At 41.0% G+C, this 25,532-nt stretch carries 31 protein-coding genes, 1 pseudogene and 1 other annotated feature (1 of these 33 running past the window's edge); of the genes and pseudogenes, 22 read left to right on the forward strand and 10 right to left on the reverse strand.

Annotated features, from left to right (window positions below):
• Nucleotides 1-108: IS3 family transposase (locus GX348_00690; protein NLP40714.1), on the forward strand; the 108-nt coding region annotated here is incomplete at its 5' end.
• A gap of 124 nt (nt 109-232) precedes the next feature.
• Complete coding sequence (locus GX348_00695) at nt 233-427, forward strand: hypothetical protein (GenBank protein ID NLP40715.1); 195 nt, start codon at nt 233-235, stop codon at nt 425-427.
• Nucleotides 428-854: 427 nt separating this feature from the next.
• Here the strand turns inward: GX348_00695 and fba are convergent, their stop codons facing one another.
• The 4 genes from fba to GX348_00715 form a co-directional block, all read right to left on the reverse strand.
• Entirely contained in the window at nt 855-1,784 is a 930-nt protein-coding gene (gene fba / locus GX348_00700) for a class II fructose-1,6-bisphosphate aldolase (protein NLP40716.1), read from the reverse strand.
• A gap of 81 nt (nt 1,785-1,865) precedes the next feature.
• Nucleotides 1,866-2,741, reverse strand: coding sequence for an RluA family pseudouridine synthase (locus GX348_00705; GenBank protein NLP40717.1), 876 nt, complete (start codon nt 2,739-2,741; stop codon nt 1,866-1,868).
• Between the two features lie 116 nt (nt 2,742-2,857).
• Nucleotides 2,858-3,328, reverse strand: a complete 471-nt coding sequence (locus GX348_00710; protein NLP40718.1) for a hypothetical protein — start codon at nt 3,326-3,328, stop codon at nt 2,858-2,860.
• A 62-nt stretch (nt 3,329-3,390) separates the two neighbouring features.
• The gene (locus tag GX348_00715; GenBank protein NLP40719.1) at nt 3,391-3,738 is read right to left on the reverse strand and encodes a hypothetical protein; all 348 of its coding nucleotides are present in this window, start codon (nt 3,736-3,738) and stop codon (nt 3,391-3,393) included.
• Between the two features lie 243 nt (nt 3,739-3,981).
• Here GX348_00715 and GX348_00720 point away from each other — a divergent pair, with 243 nt between their 5' ends.
• Together GX348_00720 and GX348_00725 are read left to right on the forward strand one after the other, a co-directional pair.
• Nucleotides 3,982-4,233, forward strand: a complete 252-nt coding sequence (locus GX348_00720; protein ID NLP40720.1) for a hypothetical protein — start codon at nt 3,982-3,984, stop codon at nt 4,231-4,233.
• 18 nt (nt 4,234-4,251) lie between these two features.
• Nucleotides 4,252-4,746, forward strand: coding sequence for a YajQ family cyclic di-GMP-binding protein (locus GX348_00725; GenBank protein NLP40721.1), 495 nt, complete (start codon nt 4,252-4,254; stop codon nt 4,744-4,746).
• 49 nt (nt 4,747-4,795) lie between these two features.
• Here GX348_00725 and uraA read toward each other — a convergent pair whose 3' ends face one another.
• Complete coding sequence (gene uraA / locus GX348_00730) at nt 4,796-6,052, reverse strand: uracil permease (GenBank protein NLP40722.1); 1,257 nt, start codon at nt 6,050-6,052, stop codon at nt 4,796-4,798.
• Between the two features lie 254 nt (nt 6,053-6,306).
• Between uraA and GX348_00735 the strand changes: the two genes are divergently transcribed.
• The 9 genes from GX348_00735 (at nt 6,307) to GX348_00775 (ending at nt 14,038) form a co-directional block, all read left to right on the forward strand.
• Complete coding sequence (locus GX348_00735) at nt 6,307-7,398, forward strand: hypothetical protein (protein ID NLP40723.1); 1,092 nt, start codon at nt 6,307-6,309, stop codon at nt 7,396-7,398.
• Nucleotides 7,399-7,489: 91 nt separating this feature from the next.
• A complete protein-coding gene (locus tag GX348_00740) occupies nt 7,490-7,882 on the forward strand; it encodes a Neelaredoxin (protein ID NLP40724.1) in 393 nt (130 codons plus the stop codon).
• Between the two features lie 160 nt (nt 7,883-8,042).
• Nucleotides 8,043-8,468 (forward strand): ACT domain-containing protein, encoded by a 426-nt coding sequence (locus GX348_00745; protein NLP40725.1) that lies wholly within the window; start codon nt 8,043-8,045, stop codon nt 8,466-8,468.
• Nucleotides 8,469-8,562: 94 nt separating this feature from the next.
• Nucleotides 8,563-8,760, forward strand: coding sequence for an alpha/beta-type small acid-soluble spore protein (locus tag GX348_00750; protein NLP40726.1), 198 nt, complete (start codon nt 8,563-8,565; stop codon nt 8,758-8,760).
• Nucleotides 8,761-8,952: 192 nt separating this feature from the next.
• On the forward strand, nt 8,953-10,194 hold the full coding sequence (locus GX348_00755; GenBank protein NLP40727.1) for an aminotransferase class I/II-fold pyridoxal phosphate-dependent enzyme: 1,242 nt from the start codon (nt 8,953-8,955) through the stop codon (nt 10,192-10,194).
• Nucleotides 10,195-10,305: 111 nt separating this feature from the next.
• Nucleotides 10,306-10,488, forward strand: coding sequence for a hypothetical protein (locus GX348_00760; protein ID NLP40728.1), 183 nt, complete (start codon nt 10,306-10,308; stop codon nt 10,486-10,488).
• 146 nt (nt 10,489-10,634) lie between these two features.
• On the forward strand, nt 10,635-11,261 hold the full coding sequence (locus tag GX348_00765) for a DUF47 family protein (protein NLP40729.1): 627 nt from the start codon (nt 10,635-10,637) through the stop codon (nt 11,259-11,261).
• The gene (locus GX348_00770) at nt 11,254-12,246 is read left to right on the forward strand and encodes an inorganic phosphate transporter (protein ID NLP40730.1); all 993 of its coding nucleotides are present in this window, start codon (nt 11,254-11,256) and stop codon (nt 12,244-12,246) included. The genes GX348_00765 and GX348_00770 overlap by 8 nt, the downstream gene beginning before the upstream one ends.
• Nucleotides 12,247-12,388: 142 nt before the next feature.
• The gene (locus GX348_00775; GenBank protein ID NLP40731.1) at nt 12,389-14,038 is read left to right on the forward strand and encodes a nucleoside kinase; all 1,650 of its coding nucleotides are present in this window, start codon (nt 12,389-12,391) and stop codon (nt 14,036-14,038) included.
• A gap of 69 nt (nt 14,039-14,107) precedes the next feature.
• Here GX348_00775 and GX348_00780 read toward each other — a convergent pair whose 3' ends face one another.
• Nucleotides 14,108-15,463 (reverse strand): pyruvate carboxylase subunit B, encoded by a 1,356-nt coding sequence (locus GX348_00780; GenBank protein NLP40732.1) that lies wholly within the window; start codon nt 15,461-15,463, stop codon nt 14,108-14,110.
• Nucleotides 15,464-15,775: 312 nt separating this feature from the next.
• Nucleotides 15,776-17,159: pseudogene (locus tag GX348_00785) on the reverse strand (iron hydrogenase).
• A 245-nt stretch (nt 17,160-17,404) separates the two neighbouring features.
• Here GX348_00785 and GX348_00790 point away from each other — a divergent pair.
• Nucleotides 17,405-17,641 carry a hypothetical protein gene (locus GX348_00790; GenBank protein ID NLP40733.1) on the forward strand — a complete coding sequence of 79 codons (237 nt, stop codon included), beginning with the start codon at nt 17,405-17,407 and terminating at the stop codon, nt 17,639-17,641.
• Between the two features lie 78 nt (nt 17,642-17,719).
• Nucleotides 17,720-18,109 (forward strand): DUF1540 domain-containing protein, encoded by a 390-nt coding sequence (locus GX348_00795; protein ID NLP40734.1) that lies wholly within the window; start codon nt 17,720-17,722, stop codon nt 18,107-18,109.
• 36 nt (nt 18,110-18,145) lie between these two features.
• Here the strand turns inward: GX348_00795 and GX348_00800 are convergent, their stop codons facing one another.
• Nucleotides 18,146-19,351 (reverse strand): MFS transporter, encoded by a 1,206-nt coding sequence (locus GX348_00800; GenBank protein NLP40735.1) that lies wholly within the window; start codon nt 19,349-19,351, stop codon nt 18,146-18,148.
• Nucleotides 19,338-19,547, reverse strand: coding sequence for a DUF896 domain-containing protein (locus GX348_00805; protein NLP40736.1), 210 nt, complete (start codon nt 19,545-19,547; stop codon nt 19,338-19,340). Before GX348_00805 ends, GX348_00800 begins: the two co-directional genes overlap by 14 nt.
• A 152-nt stretch (nt 19,548-19,699) precedes the next feature.
• On the opposite strand from GX348_00805, the gene GX348_00810 reads away from it, so the two are divergent.
• The 5 genes from GX348_00810 (at nt 19,700) to GX348_00830 (ending at nt 23,593) form a co-directional block, all read left to right on the forward strand.
• On the forward strand, nt 19,700-20,608 hold the full coding sequence (locus GX348_00810; GenBank protein ID NLP40737.1) for an FAD-dependent oxidoreductase: 909 nt from the start codon (nt 19,700-19,702) through the stop codon (nt 20,606-20,608).
• A 146-nt stretch (nt 20,609-20,754) separates the two neighbouring features.
• Nucleotides 20,755-21,024, forward strand: coding sequence for an ACT domain-containing protein (locus tag GX348_00815; GenBank protein ID NLP40738.1), 270 nt, complete (start codon nt 20,755-20,757; stop codon nt 21,022-21,024).
• Between the two features lie 26 nt (nt 21,025-21,050).
• On the forward strand, nt 21,051-22,409 hold the full coding sequence (locus GX348_00820) for a PFL family protein (GenBank protein NLP40739.1): 1,359 nt from the start codon (nt 21,051-21,053) through the stop codon (nt 22,407-22,409).
• 28 nt (nt 22,410-22,437) lie between these two features.
• Nucleotides 22,438-23,097, forward strand: coding sequence for an endonuclease III (nth, locus tag GX348_00825; GenBank protein NLP40740.1), 660 nt, complete (start codon nt 22,438-22,440; stop codon nt 23,095-23,097).
• A 43-nt stretch (nt 23,098-23,140) separates the two neighbouring features.
• Nucleotides 23,141-23,593: an N-acetyltransferase gene (locus GX348_00830; GenBank protein ID NLP40741.1), complete on the forward strand. Its 453-nt coding sequence runs from the start codon at nt 23,141-23,143 to the stop codon at nt 23,591-23,593.
• Nucleotides 23,594-23,661: 68 nt separating this feature from the next.
• On the opposite strand, the gene GX348_00835 is transcribed toward GX348_00830, so the two are convergent.
• A complete protein-coding gene (locus tag GX348_00835; protein ID NLP40742.1) occupies nt 23,662-24,330 on the reverse strand; it encodes a metal-dependent hydrolase in 669 nt (222 codons plus the stop codon).
• A 169-nt stretch (nt 24,331-24,499) separates the two neighbouring features.
• On the opposite strand from GX348_00835, the gene GX348_00840 reads away from it, so the two are divergent.
• Nucleotides 24,500-24,889: a hypothetical protein gene (locus tag GX348_00840; protein ID NLP40743.1), complete on the forward strand. Its 390-nt coding sequence runs from the start codon at nt 24,500-24,502 to the stop codon at nt 24,887-24,889.
• Between the two features lie 163 nt (nt 24,890-25,052).
• Complete coding sequence (locus GX348_00845; protein NLP40744.1) at nt 25,053-25,280, forward strand: MoaD/ThiS family protein; 228 nt, start codon at nt 25,053-25,055, stop codon at nt 25,278-25,280.
• Nucleotides 25,281-25,379: 99 nt separating this feature from the next.
• Nucleotides 25,380-25,532, forward strand: a binding site (T-box leader); it runs 95 nt beyond the window's last position.

Here is a 25,532-nt window from a genome sequence, read left to right on the forward strand (position 1 = left end):
GAATTGGATGAATATGTAAAGTGGTTCAATGAAAAGCGGATTCATTCTACCTTAGGATACCTTAGCCCGGCTCAATATAAATCTATGTCCCTTAGCAAATCTGTCTAGTTTTCTGTTGACAATCCATTGATGTAAACTAAATGAATTAGCTTAAGATTGGCATTCTAAACGGCTAACTTGGTTGGAAACGGCCTGGGAGGATAGGAAGCTGCTGATTAGTGAAACACTCACGATGAAAGTGGGGTTTTTATTACTGCCGAAAAGCAGTGATTCACATGCCGGCACTGCCGTCGGTTCACTGGGCTTCTGCATAAGCGACTCAACCGGAATTGAAAAATCCGTTTTGTTGCTTAAGCTCGTAAACGCCTATGGTAGACATTTCGTGTCTTTGAACTTTAGTCTGCGTGTCGCAGAAATGTGCCATTAAAGTATCCTAAAAGAATTAGCTTAAGATTCGCATTATAAACGGCTAACTTGGGTGGAAACGGCCTGCGACGGCCCAGGACGGGCCTAGTACTGGGCGCGCCATGGAAGGCATAGGCACCCGGTGGAAGGATCGGAAGTTGCCGGACAAAAAAGCACTCACGAAATGTGAGTGCTTTTTGTCGTCATTTGTTTCCCAAAGCTAGCAAATAGACGTGATTCCCATGTTTACTGTTGAACACAGCCTCAAATTGCTTCAATTCATTTAGTTGTTCGGCTGAAAGATTAGCGAATCGTACGTTGTTTTTCTCCATATGTATCCCCCTTTTATTGCTTTTAAGTAGTGATGTGCAAATTTTAAAAAATCTATACTTACTACATCCGAAAGATGCAAAAAGCGTAAACCCCATAAGGGCTACGCTTTTTTGATATTATAGCTGATTGCTGGAATTTAAAACATTCTTAATTTTATGTTTCACCATATTTTTAATGGCCTCGCGAGCTGGTTTTAAGTATTGACGCGGATCAAAATCACTAGGATGGTTAGCGAGATGCTCACGGATAGATGCTGTCATCGCTAAGCGAAGGTCAGTATCTATGTTAATCTTACAAACACCTAACTTACCGGCTCTAAGCAGCATTTGTTCAGGTACGCCCTGTGCTCCTTTGATTTCTCCACCAAAACTGTTGCATTTGGCGACAAATTCGGGGAGTACAGTTGATGCTCCATGCAGAACTAATGGAAAATTAGGTAATAGCTTAGTGATTTTTTCCAACCGTTCAAAATCTAACTGCGGTTCACCTTTAAATTTATAGGCGCCATGGCTAGTACCGATAGCAATTGCCAGTGAGTCGACGCCGGTGCGCTCAACAAATTCTACAGCCTGATCCGGATCAGTATATGTAGCCTCTCGGCCGCTAACCTTAATATTATCCTCGACTCCAGCTAGGCGTCCAAGTTCAGCTTCTACCACAACGCCGCGCTCATGCGCATACTCGACTACTTTTTTAGTCAGCGCAATATTTTCTTCAAAAGGATATTTTGAGCCGTCTATCATTACAGAGGTGAATCCTCCATCTACGCATGCTTTGCAAATCTCAAAATCCTCGCCATGATCAAGATGGAGACAAATCGGCAATCCGGAATCTTCTAAAGCTGCTTCAACTAATTTAGTCAAGTAAATGTGTTTAGCATACTTACGAGCACCGGCTGAAACTTGGAGAATTAGCGGTGATTGTTCTTCTTTGGCTGCATCGACAATGCCTTGTATAATTTCCATATTGTTAACGTTGAATGCACCAACGGCATATTGGCCTTCATAGGCCTTTCTAAACATTTCTTTGGATGTAACTAATGGCATTATATCCCTCCTAATATGCTATATCATTTACCTATTATAGCATAAATGTGCTACCAAATTCCTGTTTTTTAGAAATTATTTCTATAGTACCAGGGTCTTAAGTATTTGTTTAAAATCCTCTGGTAGAGGACTAGACACATTGATAAATTCTCCGGAAACCGGGTGCTTGAAAATTAATCGAACAGCATGCAAGGCTTGTCTTGAGATTAGGTCGGTAGAGCCGCCATATAGATCGTCTCCCAGTAGCGGATGGCCTATATTAGCAAGATGAACCCGTATCTGATGCGTTCGGCCTGTTTTTAGTTCAAGCTCAACTAAGCTGGCATTTCGAAGGCGTTTCAGAAGGCGATAGTTTGTTATTGCGGGCTGCCCGTCGCTGCGTACGATGCGCTCAATGATACTTTCAGGGTGTCGGCCAATCGGCATATCAATAACACCGCTTAGACAATCTATTTCTCCCTCAGCGATCCCCCAGTATAAACGTGAAATAGTTTTTACGTCATCTTTGGCCAATAAATGTTGGATATATGGCATTTTAGCTACTAGTACTAACCCAGATGTGTTTCTGTCGAGGCGGTGTATAGGGTGGAAGCCATAAGGCATATTGCTTTGCTTGTAATAGTACATCACGGCATTTGCGAGAGTTTCGGTGTCGGAGTACTTTGCAGGATGGACGAGCATGTTAGCGGGTTTATCTAGAATAAGCAGGTAGTCATCTTCATATTTAATACTTAATGGTAGTTTGACCGGCTGTATGGCACAATCATTAGGCAAGTCCACTGTGATAGTATCACCTGATGTGACAAGTGTATACGGAAAAGCTGATTGCTTATTTACTTGTAATAAACCGGCACGCTTTATTTTTCGCCATGCCGTCAATGATAGACCAATGTGACGGCGGAGGTAATCTTTAACTGATAGATTCTTAACATCTTTCGATACTATAAATTCTTGCATATAACGTCACTTTCCAAGTTGTGTTCTTTATTTTCTTTCTTTAATCTTTCTCGATTTTAAAAAAATATCCTCTATAAACAGATACGGATGGCCTTAGCGACCATCCTGCTGCTTGTTTAAACCATGTTGTGTATCATGGAAACCAGTTCGGCCATATGTTCACGTTCCATAGTTGAAGTTTCTTTCAAATAGTCCCCCATAGGTCCTCCGCGCAGACCAAAGATGTATTCCATACGGCGATGCCGGCGTAATAATGCTGCAAGGAGCAAGAGCAGCAGCAAACGCTGTAGGCCTAATTGGCGTGGATTGGAATCGTCATCAGCGGCATCGCGCATTTTCAGACCAAACCTATTCATTGCTGACCCCATTGCCTGGTCATGGATGCACAGCATATGCATTACATCCATATAAGCATGCCAGTGATTAAAAGCCATGTCGTCTAGGCTGTCGCGCAGTCGGTCACTGGCATTTTCAGCAGCCTCGACAGCAGTGCGCATTAGTTCGAGTTGCTCTATAGCTTCATGGTGAAGCATTCGCATATGATCGAGATCGAGCTGTACGGGTTTACGAGTACGTAATCGTAGCAAAGTTATCCCTCCCTAGAGTTTTGGTATATCTTATGCCAAAAATCCGGGAGGGTGCAACCAAGTTAAAACAGACCGCGACGCCCTTTAAAAGGGGCAAAAAATCTTAGCATTTTAATTGGAATATGCATTGAAACGGATTTGCGGCGTATGCAAGCATTTACAATAATAAAGTCACAACCAACATAGCACAAGGTACCGCAGAAAGATTCTCTGCCACAAATTCTAGCATCCACAGAGAATAAAATTTCGTCACCTAATAAGCAAAGCAGGCGATCTCTAAAACTGGAATCACCGAGGGCCTGAACTTTACCATGATGCATGTCGTCACAGCAATAGTCTTCTTCCATATAATCGCAACAGGGCTCAAACTTTTCGCAGTCCTGATACCAGTGAGGATATTTACCAGTCATAATAGTTTTAAAGCCTCCTTTATTAATGATCGGTTAGCGGAATAGATTTAGCCTCTACCTGATACATCATATGACGATCAGCAACATAATGCTACAGCCCGTAAATTAGATAAGATTTTTTAATACAGGAAATTTTATACATCTAGTAGAGATTTATACCTCGTTGTTAAACTAGAAGGCAGGAAAATAAATATTTTAACCGAATTTATTACTGTTAAATGTTTTTTTCGGAGGTATTACGAAATGGAATTTGTACAACATAGCAACATAATACTAGTAGGTTTCTTAGTTTGGCTCGTCATAGCTCCGCGATTCGGAAATCCGCGCTACGGAGAGCTTTTTCTTGCATATATGGCCGCGTTAATGTTTTGTTTGATAGGTAGTTCAGAAATTATGATGATAAAACCAGTTGCATTCTTTTTTACCATTGGCGGAGTTTTAGCTTTCTTTTACATAATTGCACGAATGACCATTAGGGTAACAATAAGGAAGTAGCAACAGGAGGGATTTGTTTTGGCTAAAGACTGTTCTTTTGATGTCGTGTCTGAAGTTAAAATGCAGGAGGTTGATAATGCTGTCAATCAAGCTATCAAGGAATTAAATCAGAGGTTTGATTTTCGCGGTAGTAAATCATCTCTGGAATTGAATGGTGAGGAAATTAAGATTATTTCGGATGATGATTTTAAATTAAAAGGTGTTATTGATATTCTAGAATCTAAGATGATTAAGCGAGGAATTTCGCTCAAAAATCTTGATTATGGTAAAATTGAACCTGCATCTCAAGGAACTGTAAAACAAATGGTTATAATTAAAAAAGGCATTAACAAGGAAAAAGGGAAAGACATTATTGCTACTATTAAAGCTTCTAAAATAAAAGTTCAAGCTCAGATTATGGATGACCAGGTACGCGTATCCGGTAAAAATAAAGATGATTTACAAGCGGTTATAGCCCTTTTAAGGCAAAAAGATTTTGGTATTGAACTGCAGTTTGTAAATTTCCGGTCGTAAACAAAAAAATCCGCGGCTATTTAACCGCGGATTTTTTTAACCCTAGTTTTTACTTAGTTGAATCATTTGTCAGGCCCAGTACATCCAGAAGTTTAAAGCATAAGCTTAGAGCAATCGAGACCACTGTAGCTAAAGCCATGCCCTTCATAGTTACAGTACCAAGCGTTATGCTCGCTCCGCTAACGCCGATTATTAATACAATCGATGTTAGGATTAGGTTGCGAGACTGACTATAGTCTACTTTCGAATCTACAAGCATTCGAATGCCTGAGGTGGCTATTACGCCAAATAGGAGCAGGGAAACGCCGCCCATAACCGGGTTTGGAATGCTCTGAATTGCAGCCGCTAGTTTACCGAAGAAGGATAGAACGATGGCGAATACTGCAGCACCGCCGATTACCCAAGTTGAATAGACTTTTGTAAGGGCCATTACACCGATATTTTCACCATAAGTTGTATTAGGAGTAGATCCAAAGAAGCCGGAGAGCATAGTTGAAACACCGTTGCCGAGTAATGAACGGTGTAAGCCGGGATCTTTGGCCAGATCCCGGCCAACTATATTACCAGTTACAAGCAGATGGCCGATATGTTCTGCGATTACTACTAACGCGGCTGGCAGAATAATTGTTATTGCATTTAAATTAAACTCTGGAGTGTATATTGTTGGAATGGCAAGTATCGGTGCCTCAGCTATTCCGCTTAAATCTACTAGGCCCATAGCAAGCGCTAGAACGTAACCACTGACTACACCGATTAGAATAGGAATTATGCCTAAAAAACCGCGGAATAAGATACTACCGAATACAGTAACCAACAGCGTGAATATCGAAACCGTTATTACGTTGGGATCAAGTGTTTTAGCTGTCAGTCCGGCCATATCTGCCGCTACTGGGGCAAGCTCTAGACCGATAACCGCAACAATCGCGCCCATTGCAGCTGGTGGAAACACTACATCAATCCATTTAGTTCCGATAACGCTAATACTTAATGCGACTAAAGTAAAGATAGCGCCAACTAGGATAAAGCCGCCTAAGGCTGCGCCATAGCCGTATTGAGGTAATACAAGAAAAACTGGAGATATAAATGCAAAGCTTGATCCTAAATAGGCAGGAATTTTTCCTTTGCAGATAAAAAGATATAGTAAGGTGCCGATTCCATTAAACAGTAAGATTGTTGCCGGGTTGACTTTAAATAGAATCGGGACAAGGACAGTTGCCCCAAACATTGCGAAAAGATGTTGTAGGCTAAGTGGGATAGTTTGCAAAATCGGTAATCTTTCTTCAACTTGGATAGCGTGTTTTTTCATGGTTTTCCCTCCTAGTTTTTTGTCCGGCACACATAAAAAACCTCTTACCGGAGTAAGAGGTTAAAATAGTACATAGCACAACTAGGTCGTAATGTGTACCTTGTTAGCCTCTCCGGACTAATTTAAAGGTTGTTTTTTCCTAAGAAGTAATGTACCATGAAACCTCCGGTTTGTCTATCTTTTTCGGCAAAGTTTTTACAGAATATCGCAATAATGCAACTTATAAATGAGTTAGACATGAAAGGTGGCTATACATGAATAAAAGAAAAAAGCGTGCTGACGTTCAAGTCTATGTCGAGGAAAATCGTTTCCGACATGTAGATCAAATGGAAAGATGGCGACAGGAATATGAGCATTACCAAGCAGTAGAAAAGAAATTGGCGTCAGTTAGTAACTTTGTATTTGAGCCGTTTGACTATGAGCCGCTGCTGGTGCGTGTTAAATGGAAAGATTGCCCGATACCAAATTTTGAGTATCTTTTAGAAGAAAATCGGCTAGCTGCTGAAAGTAAATTTTTTGTTCCTATCGCGTTGAGGATACTATTATTAATAGTAATGATATTTATATTCTTTATAAGCAGCAAAGTAATCGTACTATGGACAGCAAGTACAATTGCTGTTGCTACTGGTGCCTCACTTTATAGTACAATTATTCAGCGTCGAGCAACTATTGATTCCGTAATGGCGAAGACCAAAGCTGAAATAGAGCAACTAATAGATTTTGCGCGACAAAAGAATGAACAAGCGCGCCATGAGCATGAGTTAAAGGAAGACCAACGAATTGAGTATATAACAAATTTACTTAAAAATGAAACAAGTGCTATCGTGCTAAGATTAGATAACGAAATGGGTAGAATGGATTTCCCTTTTCCTCTCGAAATCGATATTGATATTTACGAAAATATCCCACTAATCAAAGTGTGGCTTCCGCCTAAATCAATTATTCCTACTCAGATTTCAAATTTATCATCATCGGGACGGTTGACTTATGAAGAAAAGGAAATAAGAAATGTTAATAAGCAATATCTTGAGCTTTGTTCAGCCATACTGGTTCGGATAGCGGCCAAAGTCTATGAGAATATACCTGGTTTTGACCGTGGTTACGTTTGGGGCTTGAGACGCGAGCATTCTCAAAATGAATGTTTTTTTGCTGCGAAAATCGACCGTGAAAAAGTAATTTATGCATGCCAGGCAACGAATGGGATAGCAGCCTTGCATCGACTAGAGACTCAATTCGATACTAATTCAATTTTCGATTTGCAGCCATTCGAGTTAAGTGTACCTGATGAATGGCAGGACGTGCCGCCGCAATTAATACGAAATTTACATATCAAAATTTTAAAATAACATAGTCGTAATTATCAAAAAAAAAGGAATTTATAATTATAGATAAAATAAGTATAATAAGGACTAGGATAAAGACTAGGGGGGGATTTAAATGAAATTAGGTGATGTTATTCAGAGTGCTGATTGGAAAGCCGAGAAACATGTACCCGTAATTGATGCCCCAGACATTATTAAAGCTGGTGAAAAAGCAACGATTGAAGTTTGTGTAGGTAAAGAGATTGCGCATCCAAATACCACTGAACATCATATTCGCTGGATAAAACTATATTTTAAGCCCGAAGATGGAAAATTTATTACAGAAATAGGGACATATCAATTCGATGCACATGGAGAATCGACTGAAGGCCCCAATAAAGGATCAGCCTACTGTGAACCATGGGTAAAGGCTGTTCTTAAACTGAATACAGCTGGTACTTTTATAGCAGTTGCTTATTGTAATATTCATGGGTTATGGGAAAGCTCAAGGAAAATTTCTGTCGAATAATCGGACCTAAATGTCTCGGCTAGCCGAGGCATTTTATTTACATATGGACAATCATAGTCACGAATATTAATATATCTAATATTTTGGGGGGAAAGACGTGGAGGAAAAAACATATGCCATAAGAGGGGTAACACATGATACAGATATAGCGAAGATTGCCATGTTGGGTGTCCCAGATCGTCCGGGGATCGCTTTTAAAGTATTTTCTGTCTTGGCTAAAGCTAATATTGATGTCGATATGATCGTGCAAAGTATTCGCAACACCGAGGAAAACATTATTGATTTGGTCTTTACCGTAGCAAAGTCAGACTTACCAAAAGCAAAAGCAATTGTCAGTGAAGTTGGACAAGAGATACAAGTATTAGGTATAATTGCCGATGAGAGCGTTGCTAAGGTATCAATAGTCGGGGCAGGAATGTATGGTTACCCTGGAATTGCCGCAGAAATGTTTGGAGCTTTAGCAGGGGCTGATATTAATATCGAAGTAATAAGTACTTCAGAGATTAGTGTTTCGTGTTTAGTTCAAGCCGACAAAGTTAAGGCAGCGGTCAATGCGATCCATAACCGTTTTTTTCCTGAAAAGTGAAGTTAACTGCTATTTTTTTCAACGTATTTCAGCCTCTATTTGAAGACATGCTATTAACGGCTACCAAAATTCTTTCGAATGGAGGTTTTGCAAAATGTCAAGAAGCAGAAAACCTGTAAATCCGGCTGCGCAACAAGCGCTTGATCGTCTGAAAGAAGAAACAGCGGCTGAAATCGGTTTGAAAGATTACAAAAACACTTACAAAGGTGCATTGACTTCGGCCGATAATGGTCGCGTTGGTGGTCAAATGGTTCGTAAAATGATTCAAGCTCAGGAAAACCAATTCAAATAATTGGCACTAAGCAGGCCAAAAGGCCTGCTTTAATTTTTTTTTGTTTAAAATGAGAGGAATTATGTGCCGTATAACGAATTAAATATTATTAAACACTTTTTAAGTATTGTATAAAAAGGGCTTAGACCAACAACATTATGGAGAGCAATATTTATTATGCTTCTCATAATAAATATATAAGGGGGAAGATTAATGACTTATAGTTTTGCAGCGTCACATGCAAAGGGAAAAGCTGCCAAGGATAAGATTTTCGGCGCCAATGCAGCTGCTGTAGCTGCCGAAGTGAAGTATGGTAAAGCTGCGGTAGCGAACGCAACAATTGGGGCATTACTGGACGATAATGAGGTACTAACATGCCTGCCTACGGTTGAAAAAGTATTTAGAAATTTGCCGACCTCTGAGATAATCGCCTATGCTCCAATTTCTGGTTTGCCTAGTTATCTGGAGGCAGCAATTAATCTAACTTTTGGCAACCACAAACCAGACGCGTATATTGACGCTGTTGCCACGGCTGGTGGTTCAGGCGTTATTCATCATGCTATTTGGAACTATACTGAATTTGGCAATACGGTTTTGACCTCTGACTGGTTCTGGGGACCATACCGGGTATTATGCCAGGATGCTTTGCGAAAATTAGATACATATCAACTTTTTGATGAAAACCTTAATTTCAACATCAAGGCCTTTGAAAGTAAAGTAAATGAACTGATAGCAAAACAAGAAAGTTTGCTGGTTATTATTAATGCTCCGGCTCATAACCCGACTGGCTATAGTTTGACAGACGCAGAATGGGATCAAGTAATAGATGTTTGCAAATCAATACCTAAAGAAAAACGAATTACAATATTAGTTGATATTGCATATCTTGACTACGCCGGCGAAGCTGATGCAAGCCGCGCTTTTATGACCAAGTTTGGCGGACTGCCTGAAAACATCCTTGGTATTTTTGCTTTCAGTATGTCAAAAGGCTATACTATGTATGGTCAGCGTTGCGGGGCTATGATAGGCGTTTCCTCCAATAAAGATGTAATAACTGAGTTTGCCGCAATAAATCAGTATACTAGTCGAGCAACCTGGTCAAATATCAGCCGGTCGCCGATGCAGTTATTAGCTACTATTTACAACGATAAAATATTACTTGCAGATGTACAACGCGAACGAGCTGAGCTCTATAAGCTTATTAGGGAACGGGCAGATATCTTTATGCAAGAAGCCAAGGAATCTAATTTAAAAATGCTTCCGTATATCGCTGGCTTTTTCCTAACAATTCCTGCTAAAGATCCTGATGCGGTTTGCGACAAACTTCATGATGATAATATTTTTGCTGTTCCGCTTGCAAAAGGTGTACGTATTGCCGTTTGCGCTGTGTCTGCAGCAAAAATAAAGGGTATGGCCGGGAAAGTTGCAAAGGCAATGGCAGCGGTCGAAAAATAATAAAAAATCTACTAACCAAGGGGGCTATTTGCTGTAGTCCCTTTTTCCATTATAATCCTTTCTTATCATGAACTTTTTTGGGGATAATAGCATTAAAGGAGGCATGATAAGATGGGCTATTATAATAAGAACTGGATAGATGATACTCCAATGGAATTTCCACGGTGGGCATTTTGGTTAGTTCATGTAGTTGGGCCAATTCTAATTTTTATATGGGGAATGCGTTTTGCTATCCATCGGTCGCCTCTCTCTTTAATGGGTTATCGCCTAATGCGTAAATTAGCGCGGCGATAAGAAAAGGGTGGACAGTAGTTCACCCTTTTTTTACATATTTCGTCCCTTGATGTTGTCTTATCTGGCTATAGGTGGTAAAATTATTTTTAGTCCTTGAGGAAGATTTTACATATCATAAGGCTTATAAATGAAGGAGAGGCGACCCAATGTTTAATTTTAGATCAAAAGAGGACGAGTTTTTTAAGCTTTTTTCCGAAAGCGCAAAGTTATTACGGGATGGCGCTTATATTCTTAACGAAGTAATGAACGATCACGCTAAAATTGGTGAAAAAATCACTCAAATGGCTAACCTGGAACATGAGGCTGATGATCATAATGATGCGATAATTGACAAGCTCAACCAAACGTTTATCACCCCGCTGGACCGGGAAGATATTTACGCTATGGCAAACATGCTTGATGATGGTGTTGATGCGGTTCAGGGCATACTTGAACGGATGATGCTTTATCGCACCGGTAAGCCATCTGAAGGAGCTATTGAATTAAGCCGACTTATGGCTGATTGCGCTGATGAAATTCTTAAGGCTTTTGAGCTATTAAAAAATATCAAGGGAAATCAGCATAAGATACTTGATCATACTAGAAAAATTGTTGTGTTGGAGAGCGAAGGCGATCGTATTTATCGCCAAGAGGTTGCTTACTTGTTTACATCTGGTGGAGATACTCTTGAAATTATTAAATGGAAAGAGGTATTAGAGAATCTTGAAAATGCTCTTGACCATTATGAGAGCATTGCTGACTTGATACGGGGCGTGGTTATGAAGTATGCCTGATATTTTAATAATCGTTGTTGTTGTTTTAGCCCTTGGATTTGACTATATTAATGGCTTTCACGATACTGCTAATGCAATAGCTACTTCGGTATCGACTAGGGCATTAACCCCACGAACAGCTATCTGGTTGGCAGCAGGACTAAATTTTTTAGGGGCAATGTATAGTACCGGTGTAGCCAAAACTATCGGCAGTGACTTAGTTAAGTCAGCCCAAATGGTTAACGAATATATAATAATTGCCGCCATGGTTGGAGCTATATTCTGGAACCTCTTAACCTGGTGGCTTGGAATACCGAGCAGTTCCTCACATGCCCTAATTGGTGGCGTGGTAGGGGCAGTAATAGTTTCAACAGGGTTTGCGGCACTGAAAGCTGAGGGCATCTTAAAAATAGTAGCCTCGCTTATTTTGTCACCGATTGCTGCCATATTAACGGGACTTGTTATTATGACCCTGTTGTTTTGGATTTTTGGCAAGATGGCTCCATCAAAACTAAATTCTAAATTTAAACGACTCCAGATATTATCAGCTGCGATGATGTCGTTTTCTCATGGTTCTAATGATGCTCAGAAGGCAATGGGGATTATAACGCTTGCCTTGGTCAGCGGCGGTTATCTAAGTACGTTTGAGGTGCCGACCTGGGTTAAAATTTCGGCAGCGCTGGCAATGGGAGCAGGAACTGCGGCCGGTGGTTGGCGAATAATCAAAACAATGGGCGGTAAGATATTTAAACTGGAGCCTATAAGCGGTTTTGCTGCGGATCTCAATTCGTCAATTATCATCTTCAGTGCAACCTTATTACATTTGCCTGTTAGTACAACCCACGTAGTTTCCGGGTCAATTATGGGTGTAGGTACAGCAAAGCGAGTTAGCGCTGTTCGGTGGGGGGTTGCTCAGCAAATGTTGGCCGCTTGGGTACTTACCATACCATGTACTGCATTAGTAAGCGGTATTGCATATAAATTTATAGAATTGGCAGTCTTATAATTAATTTAGCAAATTACGTATCTTCTTTTGCTGTTCAAACTTATACAATAGTAAGACCCTACATCGCTGGTTCTAGAAGTAGGGTCTCATGTTTTTTCAAAGCGGGATACAATAGGTTTTAAAAGGGAGAGTGTGCGAATTTATGAAAGAGATTCTCGTATCATATGGTAATGGTGAAGAGCGATATGCATGCGGTACTACATTGCTTCAAATTAGCCAAGATGCACAGAAGTTTTTTGACACGCCAATTGTAGCAGCTAGAATTAATAATGAGATAAAGGGTTTAGAATCGCAAGTGACTGAAGATTGTAACATTGAGTTTCTTGATTTAAAGACTGAAGTTGGCAATAGAATATACCAACGCAGCTTAGCGTTCATTATGGTTACGGCAGTTCAGGAAATATTCCCATATGGTGAAGTCACGGTAGAGCATTCGCTTGGTAATGGCTTATACTGTGAATTACATCTTGGCCGCGAAGTAACGCCTGACGATATTGCTAAATTAGAGCAGAAAATTAAACTAATAATTAAGGAAGATCGCTTAATTGTTAAAAAGACTTTACCAATTGCTGAAGCTATTAACTTATTTTCCGCGTCAGGCCAAATCGAGAAGGTTAAGCTACTTGAACAGTTAGACCGTGATAAAGTGGATATTTACTATTGTGGCGCTTCGTATGATTATCTTCATGGTACAATGGTACCATGCACCGGATATATAAAAATCTTTGCTCTGACTTATTATAAGCCTGGGTTTATATTGCGTTTTCCAACTAAAGATGAACCTTCGGCAATTCCCGCTTTTGTTGATCAACCTAAATTAGCCCAGATATTCCGTGAAGCTGAGCGGTGGGGTGGGATACTTAAGTGTGGCTACGTAGCGAGCTTAAACGATTATATACATAAGAATGAAATCGGTGATATTATAAGAGTTGCCGAGGCTTTGCACGAAAAAAAGATTGCTCAGATAGCCGATTTTGTCTCGGAGCATCGAGATAAAGTAAGGATTATACTAGTCGCAGGTCCTTCATCGTCCGGAAAGACTACCTTCGCTCAGCGGCTAAGTATCCAGCTTCGCGTAAATGGTTTTCGTCCAATTCCAATCTCGCTTGATGACTACTTTGTAGATCGGGAGTTTACTCCGCGAGATGAAAATGGTGAATATGATTTTGAAGCTATTGAGGCCATCGATTTGCCGCTGTTTAATGATCATCTTACAAGGCTTTTAAATGGCGAAGCAGTGAGTATCCCAACTTATAATTTTAAAACCGGGCAAAGGGAATTCAATAATAGAATTATACAGATAAAGGCTGATCAACCGCTTATTATTGAAGGCATTCATGGCCTTAATGAGCGATTGACCAGCGCAATACCACGCGACCATAAAATAAAAGTGTATATAAGCGCTCTGACCCAGTTATCGATTGATAATCATAACCGTATTCCAACGACAGATACAAGATTGATCAGACGACTAGTTCGCGACAATCAGTTTCGGGGTCATGATGCGCTCAGAACGCTAGAGCTTTGGCGCTCAGTACGTCGGGGTGAGGATCGTAATATTTTTCCCTTCCAAGAAGATGCGGATATTATGTTCAACTCAGCTTTAATTTATGAACTGAGTGTCTTGAAAAAATATGCCGAGCCATTATTAAAAAAGGTCAACAACAGTCGGCCTGAGTATTCTGAAGCCAAACGCCTGCTAAACTTTCTTAGTCATTTTGCTTCAATAGATGACGTCGATATCCCTAGTACTTCAATACTGCGGGAGTTTATCGGAAAGTCTTGCTTTTAGCAGAAAACCTGTTACGATCTATGTCTAAGAATAAAAAAGAAACCTGGCATACGCCAGGTTTCTTTTTTATTAGCGATTGTTAGCAAAGAAGTTGAGGGCAACTTCAGGGAACAATGCATAGGACAGAACGTCCTCCATTGAAGCATTCGGATAACCTTTTTCAGCCAGTTCAGCTTTCAGTTTATCCAATTGCGGCGGAATATCATCAGCAGGACGATGGGATATAATTTCTTCGTCTCCGATAATTAATTCGCGTACATCATCAGCTACTGGTCTGATAGTACGGCCATATTTGCCGCGAGCTAAGTCTTTAACTTCGCGAGGAACGATTTTGTAACGCTCGCCCATCATTACGTTAAAGGTAGCCATGGAGCCAACAATTTGGCTGGTAGGAGTTACGAGCGGAGGATAGCCAAGGTCTGCACGAACGCGTGGCATTTCATCAAGCAACTCGCCGTATTTGTCTTCCATACCTTGCTCTTTTAACTGGTTGCGCAGGTTGGAGAGCATGCCGCCAGGGATTTGGAAGGTAAGAACTTTAGTGCTGACGTCAAAAGCAGTGTTAAGACCGAAGTCTTGTCCAAGGGACTTTTTAACAGCAGTGAAGTGCTCGGCAACCGGATAAAGGTCTTCTTTCTTAATGCCGGTATCGCGGTCAGTGCCTTCCATAGCAGCGATGATAGACTCGGTACAAGGTTGGGAAGTACCAAGCGCAAACGGTGAAAGGGCACAGTCAACGATGTCAACGCCAGCTTCAGCGGCTTTGAGGTATGCCATTGAAGCCATGCCGCTGGTATAGTGGCAATGTAAGTGAATAGGCACTTTGATTTTTGGATCGTTTTTCAGTGCTTTGACCAAGTCATAAGCAGCATACGGCGAGATAAGACCTGCCATGTCTTTAATACAAATGGAGTCAACACCGCGGTCAACCAGATCGTGAGCCAATTGCAGATAGCTCTCGGTAGTGTGATACGGGCTGATAGTGTATACGCAAACGCCTTGAACGTGAGCACCTGCAGCTTTACCTGCTTTAATGCCGACTTCGAGGTTACGAACGTCGTTTAGAGCGTCGAATATACGAATTACGCCAATGCCATGCTCAACCATTTTCTTAACGAACATTTCTACAACGTCGTCAGCATAGTTGTTGTAACCAAGGATATTCTGACCTCTGAGCAGCATGGAGATAGGAGTTTTCTTCAGGTGTGAACGGAGAGTTTTGAGGCGCTCCCAAGGATCTTCGTTCAAGAAACGCAGGCAGCTGTCAAAAGTAGCTCCGCCCCATGCTTCGAGAGCCCAGTATCCCATATTGTCAAGTACTTCCAATTGGGGGAGCATATCAGTGATACGCATACGGGTTGCAGCTAGTGACTGATGACCGTCACGAAGCACTGTTTCCATAATTTTAAGTGGTTTCTTGGCCATGAATTATGTACCTCCTTAATATTATATAGGCAGCTATGACCCAAGCTTACGCGTATTTATTGCAAATGGCAGACGGGCAGATTACAATGTCGCTCAGGTTGTCCGGATAGACATGATACCAATAGGCGAATTAAATTTGCTGTTTGCCGTATGCAAGAAAATTTTCTAAAAAATTTAGATTTTAGAAAAACCGCGCAGGCCGGTCTAAAACAATCTAATTATAGTTGATATATACAGGTTTTGTCAATCTATTGGTACATTTAGTAATTGCTTTTTATGGTAGGTTTTCACTGCTAAATAGGGATTTTTTACCTATTTAGTAAGCTTTCTTGCTAATAGCTCCGAGATAGGACTTTTACCTGTAAGCTGAGGGATAGTTTCGGTGTAGCCCAGTTTTGTTAATATAGCATAGACTTGTGGATTTTCAACTGGTGTACGGTTTTGAGATTGGTTCCCATAACTCTGAACTTGAAACGTACCTTCTTCGGCCGGAAGTAACCTTCCTGGACCTCCGACACAGCCTCCTTTACAGGCCATTCCTTCAATGAAGTTGGCCGTAATTTGCCCGCTATTAATCTGTGCAAGCAATTTTTGGCAATCAGGAATACCATCGACTTTAACTGGATTAAAGGATTGCGTCCGATGGTGGATGAGCTGAGATATTGTTTCAGCAACTGCTGCGCTAACACCCCCAGTATGGGCATAGACACGTCCTGCCCATGAAGCTGTTGGTTTTTCATCATCTGCTAGCTCTGCAGGTGTAATACCAGCAGCATCAAAAATCGTTGACAGTTCCTGAAAGGTTAAGACGAAATCTATCGCTCCCCTTAGATCTGGTAAAAGCGCTTCAGATTTTTTTGCAACGCACGGTCCAATGAAAACGACTTTGGCGTTAGGCTCTAATGCTTTCAAAACTCGTCCTGATGCAATCATTGGTGAGACAGTAGGCGATATATGTTGGACAAGATCGGGATACTTGTTTTCAATCAGTTTAATCCAGACCGGGCAACAGCAGCTAGTAAGCATAAAATCTTCATTAGTTTTGACTTTTTCATCGAACTCAAAAGCCTCTTTCATAGTTATCAAATCAGCAAACAGCGCAGTTTCTATCATATCCGTAAACCCAAGTGCGAGCAATGCTGAGCGCAACTTACCAGCAGTAACTTGGTCGCCGAATTGGCCAGCGAAGGCAGGAGCTACCGATGCATAAACAGGGGTTGATCGTTGGCGTAAAATATTGATAAGAGGTACAAATTGGGATTTTTCAGCAAGGGCACCTAATTTACACATAGTAACACAATGCCCTTCGCCCAGGCATTTATCATAATCAATTTTAATCCTGCCGTCGGCGTCACGGCTTATAGCACCCATAGCGCAGGCCTTGCCGCATTCATGCCCAGCGTTGGTACATAGGTCACAGGCAGCGGTATTAGCAACTACAACAGGCTCATTGCTCATACCCATGAGAACCTCTTCATCATCAGAATCTAGTATTTGATCAGTGAGGATTAAGTCCCATTGCAATTCTAATTTGATTGGCTACATAGCGGCGGCTTACTTTGTCCTTAAATTCATTCTCTATTGCCTGACAAATTTCTTCCCTGCGTTCAAATAGGTTACCTTCCCAGGCAGCTTTTGCTACATGATACAAAACACTGGGCTTGATTCTTTTAGTTTCCAATTTAAAACACCTCATTAAAAAACAATCAGTTGAACGCTTGTATTATTACCTGTAATCGTGTGATTTATATTATTTGCAATAGAAATGTTAGTTATAAAGGGCTAATTAAAAGTCAATAACTAAAATTAGGCCGAAAGAATTTGCCGAATAGATATCAATTGACCGACACAGAATATTAATCGTAAGTAATTTAGCAAACTGATAAGAATTTTGAGCCTCCCGAATGAAGATCCGTTACAGCAGACTTGTGAGGTGGCATAATGGAAAAGGTATGTCCGATATGTAATGCCTTGGAGGAAGTTCATGAAAGTTGCCCGCATTGTGGCAATGAAATGCTTGACGGAGGAGCACTTCAAAATTATCTTGGGCCATATAGTCCTTATATGGAAGGGGATTTAATTCCGCATAGTAGTTTTGAACAAGGGTGTGTTCATCTTGTGTACTGCCCTGCTTGCCATTATGATATGAAAGTCTCTTGGACCTTTGTTATTATTTGAAACGGATAAATTGAGCAGGTAAACACATACTATAAACAGGTTTAGTCTAATGAAGAATTAACAGGGGGTGCATTTATAATGGCAAACGCTAATCCGACTGTAAAATGTACTGTTGACCAATGCACACATTATATGCCTGGCGATCAATGCATGGCTGCTAAAATTAGTATTTTTAATGATGAAACAACAGGGAAATCCTCGACCTCCGCTGATACTCAGTGCAAAGCATTTCATCATCGTAAAACGGTTGGTGATATGGTCGGTGCTCTTCACAATGTAAATGTTGGCGGTATGGTTTCATCTGCTTTCCTTAATGGTACGCAAGTTACTCCTACGGTAGAATGCTTTGTCAGCAATTGTAAGTTTTGGGAGAATGGCAACTTGTGTCATGCATCAGAAATAAAAGTGGCTGGGGCCAATGCGGCACGGACGCCTGATACTGATTGTGAAACATATCAACCTAAATAACACAGAAAGCCGGGGATGCTTCCCCGGCTTTCTGTGTTATTTGATTTGGTAGATTTCATTATTTTGATTTACTGGATCTGAGGGGTAGGGAACGTAACATGCAACTGGGATAGCAATTATAAGAGGAATAATAGCCAAAAGCAATGCGCTATTCAAGCCAAAATTATCAGCAATTGCCCCGGTCAAAGCCGCCCCGGCGCCACCTAGGCCAAATGAAAGGCCTAACATCATACCGGAGGTCATAGCGGCATTGCCTGGGAGTATCCGCTGAGCCCAAACGATTGAGGAGGGGACAGTGCTCTGTAAGGCCGCGCCACAAACTATAAGTAACAACCAAGCTATCCAATTAAATGTGTCATAATTTAAAAATAAATACATAACAGGTATGCATATAATCAATGATCCTATCACACATTTCTTGTGGCCTAGCTTATCGCCGATATAGCCGCCAACACAACTGCCAAAAGCGCCGCCCATCAAGAAAAGCGTCAGCATACTGCCGGCGAAAGTGGCTGTTGCTCCTTTTATTGCTAAAAGAATAGGTAGGAAAGTCAAAAGCGATACCTGTGCCCACGAGCGTAGAGCCATAACGGCATTAAGTTTAATTAAGCCACTGTTTTTATACCAAGGTAATACTTGCGTAGCGTTATCCCTTGCAAGGGATGCAAGGTTAATCCGGTGAATGCCGGCAAAATAGAATGCCGCAGTTAGTAGAAAGGCCGGTATTATTAGCCACGGTAAATTCTTAGTACCATATTGAACAAGGTAATAAATAATTGCTGCCGGAGCTAAGGCGAACCCTAGATTGCCGCCACCTATGAAAATTGCCATTGCCAAGCCTTTATTTTCCGGTAATGCTACTTTACCAATGAGACTGGAGCCTAAAGGGTGAAAGAACGAGGTCGCGAGCCCAGAAAAGGCTACTCCAATATAAAGCAGCAGCAAATTGGGGCTTAAGGGCGATAGGCAAATAAAGATTGCGCTAACTAGGATTGTAAGCAGAAGTGTCCAAGCATACCCTCGGCGATCAATTAAATAGCCGCAAAATGGTTGAATAACATTAGAGGTCAGCGAGTAAACCATAACCAGCAAACCGCTGCTTGTTAAAGAAAGCCCAAGGGTGCTTATAAACACAGGCAAAAGCGGCGGTAAAAAGTTAGCATAAAAATCGCTAAGAAAATGTCCAGCTGTTAAAAGCCAGACGGAATACCACGAGGTACCGGACGCTTTAGTGTTTTGCATGGCAGCCGCATGAACACTCTTTGCTGTGGGAAGATATCTCGATCGGGCCAAGTTGGTGTTTTATCTGATTTTTTATATTATCAATATATAGTCGGCGTAAACGAGTTTGTTCTTCACGTTCTTGTTCCGTCAGATTATTTTCTCGCTGTTTTTTGGCGAGCTCATTAATTCTTGCTATTACTTCTGGTGTAATCATTTTTAGCCCTCACTTTAAAACATTATTGTAAAAATGCTAGCAGATAATGATTGCGCTGTCAATTACATTACCCTTGGATTCATGGTGTGAACAATAAAAGTATTACTTTCATAATCTATAGTAATTCCACCAGAGGAATGGGGGTATGGGATGTGTACGATTTAATAATTATTGGCGGCGGGCCGGCTGGCATGACAGCATCAGTATACGCCGCCCGTAAAAAAATGAAAACTTTACTTGTAACTAAAGAGTTTGGCGGACAGCCAATGTGGACTATGGATATTGAAAATTATATGGGATATCAGTTTATTACAGGGCCTGAATTAATGGTCAAGTTTGAAGAACAAGTGCGGCGTTATTCAGTAAATATTAAATATGAAGAAGTTACAAAGCTGCAAGTGAATGAAGATGGGACATTCAAAGTAATGACCGATGCTGATGTACACCAAGCTAAATGCGTTATAATTTGCTCAGGGAAGCGTCCCCGGAGACTTGAAGTTCCCGGTGAAGAAGAATTTACTGGACGGGGTGTAACTTATTGCGCGACTTGTGATGGACCATTATATGCCGGGAAAAATGTTGCCGTAATCGGCGGTGGGAATTCCGCGCTGCAAGCGGCGATTGAATTAAGCGCCATAGCTAATAAAGTCTATCTAGTTGCTCGTAGAAACTTCATCGCTGATCCGATTGTTATCGATAAGATGAATGAATCTAATAACATCATAAAACTAATAGGATACAGTGTAGCGGGAATATATGGTCAAGACTTTGTCGAAAGGCTTGTTATAAAGTGTACAGCAGATGAACGTATAACAGAGTTAGATGTCCAAGGCGTATTCATAGAAATTGGCCTAAACCCAAATTCAGAATTTGCAGAGGGAATAGTTGGTATGAGTAAAGACCGTGAAATAATAGTCGATTGCCGAACAAGCACAGGGATACCGGGACTTTTTGCGGCTGGAGATGTAAACAATGGTCCTGACAAGCAGATTGTAATAGCTGCAGGCGATGGGTCAAAAGCGGCACTTATGGCCTATGAATATTTGCTGCACAGAAAGTAATTATATACTTTTAAGCCGAAAGGCTTTTTTTCTTTTGCCTTCCTGCAGGAATAAGACGTCTTTTGTCGAAGAACAAAGTTTTACAAAAAAAGTGCTAGGTTATACTAGCCATATCTAAGAGCAATAATTATATGGAGTGTGATTATATGAAAGTTGTAGTTACAATTGTTGGACAAGACCGCGTAGGTATAATTGCTGCAGTTAGCAAAATTTTAGCTGAAAACAATATTAATATTCTAAAGATTAACCAAACCATTCTAGATGGCTTTTTTAACATGGTAATGATTGCCGATATGACTGAAAGTAAGGTTAATTTAGCAACGCTACAACAAATGCTTGGTGAGACCGGAAAGCAAATGGGTTTACAAATGAAAGCTCAACATGAGGGTATATTCCGCAGTATGCATAGAATTTAACCATAGCCCAAAACAAGGAGGATATTATGTTTACTATTTCTGATATATTTGAAACCAATCGAATGATTGAAGAAAATAAACTTGACGTTAGAACAATTACGCTCGGTATTAGTCTCAGAGACTGCGGACACCCTGATCTTAAATGTTTTTGCAATAATATCTACGATAAAATTACCAAGACAGCAGTAAACCTTGTGAATACAGGTGAACAAATTGAGTCGGAATTTGGAATTCCGATAATAAATAAACGTATTTCAGTTACACCAATAGCCATTGCTGCCGAGGCTGTAAAAACCGACAGCTATGTACCTATTGCAGAAACTCTGGATAGAGCAGCCAAAGCAGTAGGCGTGAATTTTATTGGTGGCTTTTCGGCTTTAGTTGAAAAAGGCTATACAAAGGGCGACGGCGTTCTGATTAAATCGATACCGGAAGCTCTTGCTGTTACAGAACGCGTATGTTCGTCAGTTAATTTGGCATCAACTAAAACCGGGATCAATATGGACTGTGTTCGAGAGATGGGAGAGATTATCAAACGGACCGCGGAACTTACCCGCGACCGGGATGCATTGGGCTGTGCAAAACTTGTAGTATTTGCGAATGTACCTGGGGACAATCCGTTTATGGCTGGCGCATTTCATGGGATAGGTGAGCCTGAAACTGTAATCAACGTAGGTGTTAGCGGGCCGGGGGTAGTGAAAAGAGCGTTAGAAGAAGTCAAAGGCTGTGATTTTAGTACCGTTGCTGAGACTATAAAAACGACGGCGTTTAAAATTACCAGAGTAGGCCAGCTAGTAGCACAAGAAGCGTCGCGCCGTCTTGGGGTGCCCTTTGGTATTGTTGACCTTTCACTTGCTCCGACTCCAGCTGTAGGTGACAGCGTTGCGTTTATTCTAGAAGAGATGGGACTAGAAAGCTGCGGTGCCCCAGGGACAACCGCTGCCTTAGCGATGCTCAATGATGCAGTAAAAAAAGGTGGTCTTATGGCATCTTCCCATGTTGGCGGGCTAAGCGGAGCCTTCATCCCAGTGAGTGAAGACGCCGGTATGATCGCCGCTGTTGAGCGCGGCAGCTTGACCTTGGAAAAGCTTGAGGCGATGACTTGTGTTTGTTCAGTAGGGCTTGATATGATAGCAGTCCCAGGCGATACTACCGCCGCCACTATTTCGGCTATAATTGCTGATGAGGCAGCGATCGGCATGATTAATAATAAAACAACGGCAGTTCGAATTATTCCTGTTCCAGGAAAAGAAGTTGGCGATAATGTTGAGTTTGGCGGGCTCTTAGGTCATAGCCCCATTTTAGCGGTAAATAAATTTAAGGCCGATAAATTTATTGCGCGCGGCGGACGAATTCCTGCTCCAGTTCGCAGTTTGACCAACTAGATGTGTACTAGATAATAAGGAGGATGGTATGAAAATTTCAGGCAAGAGAAAAAAAGCGATACTTGCCGTGTTGGAGGAAACTTATAAAAACACAACAACAGCATTAGCTTATAGTTCACCGTTTGAATTATTAATAGCTGTTATACTGTCAGCACAGTGCACAGATGAACGCGTGAATATAATAACGGCGTCCTTGTTTGCCGAATATAACACTCCGACTAAAATATTAGCGCTTGGCCAAGCCGGACTCGAAGATTATATTAAGGGGTGCGGCTTATATCGAAATAAAGCTAAGAATATAATAGCCACATGTGAGTTACTGTGCCGTGAGCATAACAGTGAGGTACCGGCCAGTTTTGAGGAGTTAATAAAACTGCCAGGGGTAGGGCGTAAAACGGCCAATGTTATTTTAAGCCAACTATTTAATATTCCGGCAATAGCAGTTGATACCCATGTGTTTAGAGTGTCCAACCGATTAGGATTAGCAGAGGGCAAGACACCAGATCAAGTTGAACTCGGACTTATGGAGTCTATCCCTAAAGCGAAATGGGCTGCAGCTCACCACTGGCTAATATGGCATGGTCGCAGGATATGTAAAGCACGAAATCCTGAATGTGGAAATTGCCCAATTTCCGATATGTGCCCAAGCTCTAAAGTGAAGAATCAATCTCAGAAAAATATTGAATAAATATTAACATCGTTGTATTATTATACTGAGAGGAGGGGTTGATTTGATCTACCGCAAGGCTACTTTTAAAGATGTTGAGGCTGTTCACAAGCTAGTCAATGAATATGCTGACCAAGGATTAATGTTATCACGTTCTCGAAATGTCTTATATGAAACGCTGCGTGACCTTGTTGTTGCCGAAAACGACGGGGTAATAGTGGGTGTCGGAAGCCTTCACCTAACCTGGGATGAACTGGCTGAAATTAGAGCCCTAGCGGTTGCCCCTCATATTACTAAGGCTGGTATCGGGCGAAATATTGTTGAAACTCTTACTGCTGAAGCCACGCAATTAGGCGTGAGGACATTATTTACATTAACCTATCAGCCGGGATTCTTCGCTAAACTGGGGTTTGAAGAGGTATCAAAGGATCTTTTGCCGCACAAGGTATGGAAAGAGTGTATCAATTGCGCCAAATTTCCTAATTGTGACGAAACTGCGATGATCAAGAAAATATAGTAGACTTAATTTCATAAGTATAATAAAAAGGGATTCTAGGAGTAACTCCTGGAATCCCTTTTTGGTATTTAAATTTCTAATGATTCTCCTGGCTGGAGAACGTGTACCGGGATGTTAAGCTTGTTTTCTACGGTATTTTTAAAGTGTTCCGGCGACTGTGCTATGAGCGGCCATGTGTTATAGTGCATGGGAATGACTGCTTTAGGCTTCAGTAGATTAACCGCCTCAACAGCATCTTCTGGTCCCATAGTGAAGTTATCGCCAATCGGAAGTAAGGCATAATCAATTGTTTCTAAGTGCCCCAAAAGCTCCATATCACCAAATAGGCTGGTATCGCCGGAAAAATAAATGTTTTTGCCATTAAAATTGACGATAAACCCGCAAGCATGTCCGCCTTCTACTCCTGCACCATGAAATGCAGGGGTTATTCTAACATATCCAAAGCTAAATTTATGCTTGCCGCCAATATGCATGGCATGAACTTTACAGCCCTCTTTTTCGCAGAGATAGGCTATTTCAGCTGTTGAGATAACAGTGGCTGATGTTCGTTTTGCAATATCAACAGTATCGCCCAGGTGATCGAAATGGGCGTGAGATACAAGAATATAGTTGCAACTAATTTGAGAAGGCTGGGCTTTTTGAAAAGGATTAGCCGATAAAAAAGGATCAAATAATAGCGCGGTGTCGTTATTTTCCAAGTGAAAACAAGCGTGACCCAAAAACCTCAATCTACTCATAGCAAACCTCCATTTTAAATTATTGATTATAGCTTAGCCAGAAATTACCTAATATTATTCGTTGGAGCTGGGTTACATTCCTTTTCAATTTTTGTCTTCTCTACCTCTTTTTCATAGGGATTTATTATGCTTTCCTTGTTGAAAATATAGATGAAAAGGAGGTTTTATAATGGCTCAGGAAAGGACGATTATCGCGCAATTTCCGTCGAGCACCAAAGCAGAAGAAGTTGTGAATGCCTTATATTCAAAAGGAGTTAGCGATGTTCATGTAAAAAGAAACAGTCGGTTTGGTGTTTCGCTTGATGCCAATATGCAGGACTCTTTATCATCGAATTATACCGAGACATTAACGGGACTGACGGTGTTTTCAGCTGATACGCCAGATGATGAAAATAATTCTGCCCGCATATTAATGGGCTCTGATCCGTCCGTTAGCGGCTATAGTGGTCGCGGTTATGGTCTAGCAGGCGGGTATGCTTTTACGATGGTCATTTTTGTGCCGGAAGAAAAAGTAGAGGAAGTAGCGGAACTTATAAAACAACATGGTGGCGAAACATAAATAGCGAGTTAATTAATGTCTTTGCATGACCTTTTAAAGGTCTTTTTTTTTATACAATTATTTTCAGAAGGAATATTTTGGAAGCAAGGAGAATATTCCTTTTGTTAGATATAAAAGTATATACCTATGACTTAATTCAGTTTTTAATTTCGGGGAGGGTGTTATGGTAATAGAAATTCACTTATATGATTCATTGAGAAACTATTTGCCTTCCAGTCCGAGCGGTATTGTGACGGTTGATGTTCTTGGCGACATATCTGTCGGAGAACTGCTTGATGAACTTGATATTGATAAAGATGCGGTTTCAATAATTATTGTAAACAATCAGAAAGGCAGCCTTAACCAAATTCTTCACGATGGTGATAAACTAAGTCTATTTGGCAGATTATAAGCCCAAATAGAATTTTAGAATAATTTCTCTAAGATCTAAAAATAATACTTGACAACGAGTATTATTTAATTTAAACTGATAACTAAATAAAATGATATCAAAAAGTCAATGATTGGGAGAAGTAAATCAAACGTTTTTTTCAGAGAGCCGAGGGTTGGTGAGACTCGGTAAAGGCGTTGGTTGAAATACACCCATGAGATGCAGGTTGAAGAGTTTAGTAGACTGCGCCGGAATGCCACCGTTACAGGGCTA

It is taken from the genome of Veillonellaceae bacterium (assembly GCA_012523975.1).
Taxonomy (GTDB): domain Bacteria; phylum Bacillota; class Negativicutes; order JAAYSF01; family JAAYSF01; genus JAAYSF01.